The organism is uncultured Campylobacter sp. (genome assembly GCF_938018145.1).
Taxonomy (GTDB): Bacteria; Campylobacterota; Campylobacteria; order Campylobacterales; family Campylobacteraceae; genus Campylobacter_A.
In genome coordinates, this window is the sequence record NZ_CALIII010000267.1 from 1 (window position 1) to 4,959 (window position 4,959).

A 4,959-nucleotide genomic window follows, 5' to 3' on the forward strand; every position below is an offset into this window, starting at 1 on the left:
AATTTGACGCGCAAAATAATGTTTTTTAATCTTCCCTCGCTCTTTACGTCCAATTTTGACTATAGTTTCAACCAAAGCAGATCGCGGTCGCGATTTACGTTTGCATAAATTTATCTTCATTTATAGTTTCTGCAAATTTACACAAACTAGAGCTCAAATTTGACGAAGTTCCGCGTGTCGGAAAGATTTACTACGGATCAAAGTATGCATTTTATCGGTATCGACATCGGTGGGGCGTCATCAAAGGTCGCCGTTATGGACGAGCGCGGCAAATTTTGCGAGCTGTTTTTGCTACCTAGCGGCTTTAGCGCGGTCAAAGTCGCGCGGCAGATCAAGCAAATTTTAGAGCAAAAAGGCTACGGCGGGGGCTTCGTAACGGCTACGGGCTACGGACGCGTCAGCGTGGACTACGCGCAGCTTAGCATGAGCGAAATTTTATGCCACGGCCTTGGGGCGCACTTTTTGTTTGAGCAAGACTGCACCGTAGAGGGCGTGGGCGAGCAGGATACGAAGGCGATCAAGACCCTAAACGGCAAGCCCGCGGATTTTATCATGAACGACAAGTGCTCGGCGGGCACGGGCAAATTTTTAGAGATCAGCGCGGGCCGCCTGGGGCTAGAGCTAAGCGAAATTTACAAAACCGCCCGCAAAAATCCTGCTATCAAACTAAGCTCAACCTGCACGGTATTTGCCGAGAGTGAGATCGTCTCGCTAAGCGCAAACGGAGCCGAAACGAGCGAGATCGCCTGCGCCATCGTGGACTCATCGGCGCACAAGGTCGCCGCTCTCATCAAACGGCTGGAAAATCAAATTTACTTTTTAAGCGGCGGGCTTAGCAACGTGCCGCTCTTTAAACGGCTTCTAGGCGAGCATCTGGGGGCTGAAATTTTTACTCACGAAAACGCAATCTACTGCGGCGCGATGGGCGCTGCGATAATGGGAAAAAGGAGAAAAGATGAAGTATGATTTTGCGGAGCTTAAAAAGCGAAATTCTCTGGCGCTCCAGGATCTAAAAGCCGAAGGAATGAGCGTCGTGGGGACGTTTTGCACATATTCTCCAAAGGAGCTCATTTACGCCGCGGGCGCGGTACCAGTTAGCCTGTGCGCCTCGGACGAAGGACCGATAAACGCTGCTCACGCCGAGCTTCCGCGCAATCTTTGTCCGCTGATCAAAGCAAGCTACGGCTACGCGATAACCAAAAAATGCCCCTACATGAACGCTAGCGACGTAGTGGTCGGCGAGACCACCTGCGACGGCAAGAAAAAGATGTACGAACTGCTAGCAAAGCACAAGGAAGTCCGCGTTTTAGAGCTGCCAAATATGACAAATAAACGCAGTTTGGAGCTTTGGACGCAGGAGCTACGGGAGTTTAAAGGCTATTTGGAGCAGCGTTTCGGTACGCAAATAACGGACGAAAAACTAAAAGAGACGATAGAGATTTTTAACGAGGAGCGAGACGCGCTAAACGAGCTAATGGAGCTTGGCAAGCTAAATCCAAGCCCGATTAGCGGTAGCGAAATGCATCAGGTGCTGTTTGCGAGCGACTACATCTACGACAAAAGCGAAAAGATACGCATGCTACGCTCCTACGTCAAGGCTCTGCGCGAAAAAGATATGAGCGGCGCCAAACACAAAAAGCGCATCATCATCACAGGTTGCCCGAGTGGGGGCATCTATGAAAAGGTTGTCAAGCAGATCGAGGAGCTGGGTGCTGACGTGGTGGCCTTTGAAAACTGCACGGGCACCAAAAACTATCAAAATAATGTAGAGCTAGAGGGCGACCTGGTCGCAAATATCGCCGAGCGTTACCTTAAAATTCCATGTTCGGTGATGTATCAAAACGACGCCAGAGGCGATATTATAAAGGAATTTATCCACGAGTATCAAGCCCACGGCGTCGTTGACGTCGTGTTAAGCGGCTGTCACACCTACGCGATCGAGACAAATCGCATCAAAGAGGCAAGCCGCGAAGCCGGAGCAAACTATATGAGCTTGGAGACCGACTACTCCAAACAGGACGTGGGGCAAATTCGAACGCGTCTAGAAGCGTTTATAGAACTGCTTTAAGTGGGGTCGCTCGAAATTTTAAAATAAAGAGCTTTGTAAATTTAACAATCCAAAGAAAGGAGAGATTGCATGAAATTTAAAGAGATAGACGAATCTCGTCGCGGCTTTTTAAAAGGAGCTTTGGCAGCGGCAGCCATCGCCGGACCCGAATCGATGCTCGCCGGCTTCACGCCGTTTAAGCCTGATTCGCTGCAGGTTTGGTCGTGCGGAGGACTGTCCGAAGCTTTTGCGCAGATAAACGCAGCGTACGAGTCCAAAACGGGGCATAATATCCAGTACACCGGCGCCTTTGCGGGAGCGCTCGGAAAGTCGCTGCTGGCCTTGCAGGGCAAGACGGAGGTTTTCGGCGCCCGCGTTTTGGAGCTCTCTCAAAAACTACGCAAAGCAGGGCTTAGCCTCCGCTTTAGACCGCTGTGTTTTACCGACTACGTTTTAGTAGTGCCGAAGGGAAATCCCGCAGGCATTCGCGATCTGAAGGATCTAGCAGAGCCCGGCGTGCGGGTGATGCTGCCGCTAAGGGCTTCGCCTCCGGGTAGCGGACCGGTAAAGGGAATTTTGAAAAATTCCGGCCTTACTGAGCCTGTTATGAAAAATATGGTCGCCAACGGAGCGTGCGTAATTACTATGATGTGCGATCTGGTAGACGGCAAGGGCGATGCGTCCATCATCGAAAAGCGCCTAACGACGCACGATAGATTTAAAGACAAAATCGAATATATGCCTATCGACGAGAAACTCATCCCGCCCGGGCCGCTTACCTTTACGCTAAATATCATGAAATACGTAAAAGACGAGAAGCTTGCCGATGACTTTGCGGACTTCGTCTGCTCGGACGGGCAGGAAATTTTCGAGCGGCACGGCTTTACCTCCATCCATTCGGCGCGTGGGCTTGAACTCATAGAAAGGTTTGGTGTAAAAGATGTTTAGTATCGTAAATATGGCAAAGATGAAAAAAGTCTCTAAGCTAACTAAAATTCGTCGCTTGGTGCAGCTGATTTTTATCGGCGCGATCGGGCAATGGGCGTATTACGGGATTTTTAGATGCCCATTTATCGTGCCTTTCGTAAACTGCCAATCCTGTCCGATCGTTACGTGCTGGGGGCGGATCGCGACCGTGTTTTTCGGCTTTTGGCTGTTTATCCCCGTGCTGGTTATTTTCCTCGGGCGCGCGTTTTGCGGCTGGCTTTGCCCGGGCGGATTCATAAATCAAATGCTCGGCAAATTTGCCGCTTTCAAGCTTAAGCTAAAAAATAACAGGAAGCTACGATATGCGCAAATAGGCATGGTTCTAGCCGTTTTGCTTAGCGCCGGCGTATATTTTATCTACGGCAATCCTCGCGTCATGATCCCTATCCGCACCAGCGACGAGTACTTAAACGCCGTTATCATGTCCTTTAAATTTTCCGACTGGTACTGGGCGGTTCGCACTGCCGTCGTCGTAGCTCTTATCGCCGCGTCCTTGATCGTCGCAAATTTATGGTGCCGCTTCGCCTGTCCTAGCGGCGGCATAATGGAGCTGCTGCGTAAAATTTCAATATTTCGCGTTTATAAAACGAACGCCTGCGATAACTGCAACGCCTGTTTGCGCAAATGCGAAATGGGCACGAGACCGGACGAGATGAACTGCACGAACTGCGGCGATTGTATGGACGTTTGCCACGCGGACGCCATCAAATTCGGAAGGAAAAAAGATTGATGAATTTTTTTGCCAAACCCTCCTTCGACAACCACCCCTGCTTTAGCAAAAAAGCGTCCGCCGCCTACGGGCGCGTGCACCTTCCCGTAGCGCCGCATTGCAATATCCAATGCAATTTTTGCAACCGCATCTACGACTGCGCCAACGAAAATCGCCCCGGCGTAACGGGGAGAGTGCAAAGCCCGGACGAGGCCGCGCTATACGTGGAAAATCTATTTAAATTTAGACAAGATATCTCTGTCATCGGTATCGCAGGGCCTGGAGACCCTATGTGCGATGCCGATAAAACCCTAGCAACTTTTGAAAAATGCAAAGCCCGCTTCCCTCACGCCCTACTTTGCCTATCCACAAACGGCCTGTCCCTGCCCGAGCACGTGGATGATATCGTGCGGATCGGCGTGAGCCACGTGACGGTGACCGTTAATGCCGTAACGCCCGAAGTGGGCGGCAAAATTTATGCGTGGGTGCGCCACAAAAACAAAATTTACCACGGCGAGGATGGCGCTAAAATTCTTGGCGCCGGGTTCAAGAATGCGATCGCGTCTGGGGCAATCACAGACTTTGATACTTCCATGGTTGAATTAGCTAAATCTATGAATAAAATTAGTGGTGAATCTCTAGCTACTATGGATGATAGTGCTGTTAAATTCATGTTCAGCAATAACAATCTAACCGACATTAAAAGTGGTAAATACAAGGAAATTGATGGTGCTCACGTTCTTAAAAACCTCCAGAAGAGCATTAAAGATATTAACGATAACCAAAAATTATTCAACAAAATCAATGCTAACCTCGGTGATGAAATCCATCGTGTCGGTAACCGAGTTGGAGTTCAGCCAACTGATATGTCAAATATCAAAACTAAGAAATAAGCTTTTCAGTTGAAAGGCTTTTTTCTTTCGCTGCAATCTGCTATAATAAAACATAAGAATGAAGGGAGAAGTGGGCACACCGTGAGTGTTTATAAAGTTCCTCAAGATGTTGAGGCCGATGATAAGTTACTCGGTCCGTTTAATTTCCGCCAATTTATTTATTTAATGGTTGCGGCCGGGTTATTAGCTATGGGATTCTTTCTTTATCAAATTTTTCCAGGATTAATAATTATCCCCGCACCGTTTTTAATTTTCTTTCTAATTTTAGCTTTGCCTTTAAAAAAAGATCAGCCGATGGAATTGTATTTAGCAGCAGTGCTAAG

At 48.7% G+C, this 4,959-nt stretch carries 6 protein-coding genes; all 6 read left to right on the top strand.

Annotation, left to right across the window (positions count from 1 at the left end; translation table 11 throughout):
• Positions 1 to 204 precede the first annotated feature (204 nt).
• Positions 205 to 966 (top strand): acyl-CoA dehydratase activase, encoded by a 762-nt coding sequence (locus Q0338_RS06110; RefSeq protein WP_298085983.1) that lies wholly within the window; start codon positions 205 to 207, stop codon positions 964 to 966.
• On the top strand, positions 956 to 2,068 hold the full coding sequence (locus Q0338_RS06115; protein ID WP_298085984.1) for a double-cubane-cluster-containing anaerobic reductase: 1,113 nt from the start codon (positions 956 to 958) through the stop codon (positions 2,066 to 2,068). Before Q0338_RS06110 ends, Q0338_RS06115 begins: the two co-directional genes overlap by 11 nt.
• A gap of 69 nt (positions 2,069 to 2,137) precedes the next feature.
• Complete coding sequence (locus Q0338_RS06120) at positions 2,138 to 2,995, top strand: substrate-binding domain-containing protein (protein WP_298085985.1); 858 nt, start codon at positions 2,138 to 2,140, stop codon at positions 2,993 to 2,995.
• Positions 2,988 to 3,764, top strand: coding sequence for a 4Fe-4S binding protein (locus Q0338_RS06125; RefSeq protein ID WP_298085986.1), 777 nt, complete (start codon positions 2,988 to 2,990; stop codon positions 3,762 to 3,764). The genes Q0338_RS06120 and Q0338_RS06125 overlap by 8 nt, the downstream gene beginning before the upstream one ends.
• The gene (locus Q0338_RS06130; protein WP_298085988.1) at positions 3,764 to 4,636 is read left to right on the top strand and encodes a radical SAM protein; all 873 of its coding nucleotides are present in this window, start codon (positions 3,764 to 3,766) and stop codon (positions 4,634 to 4,636) included. The genes Q0338_RS06125 and Q0338_RS06130 overlap by 1 nt, the downstream gene beginning before the upstream one ends.
• Before the next feature lie 9 nt (positions 4,637 to 4,645).
• On the top strand, positions 4,646 to 4,959 hold a 314-nt coding region (locus tag Q0338_RS06135; protein WP_298085987.1), incomplete at its 3' end, for a PrgI family mobile element protein.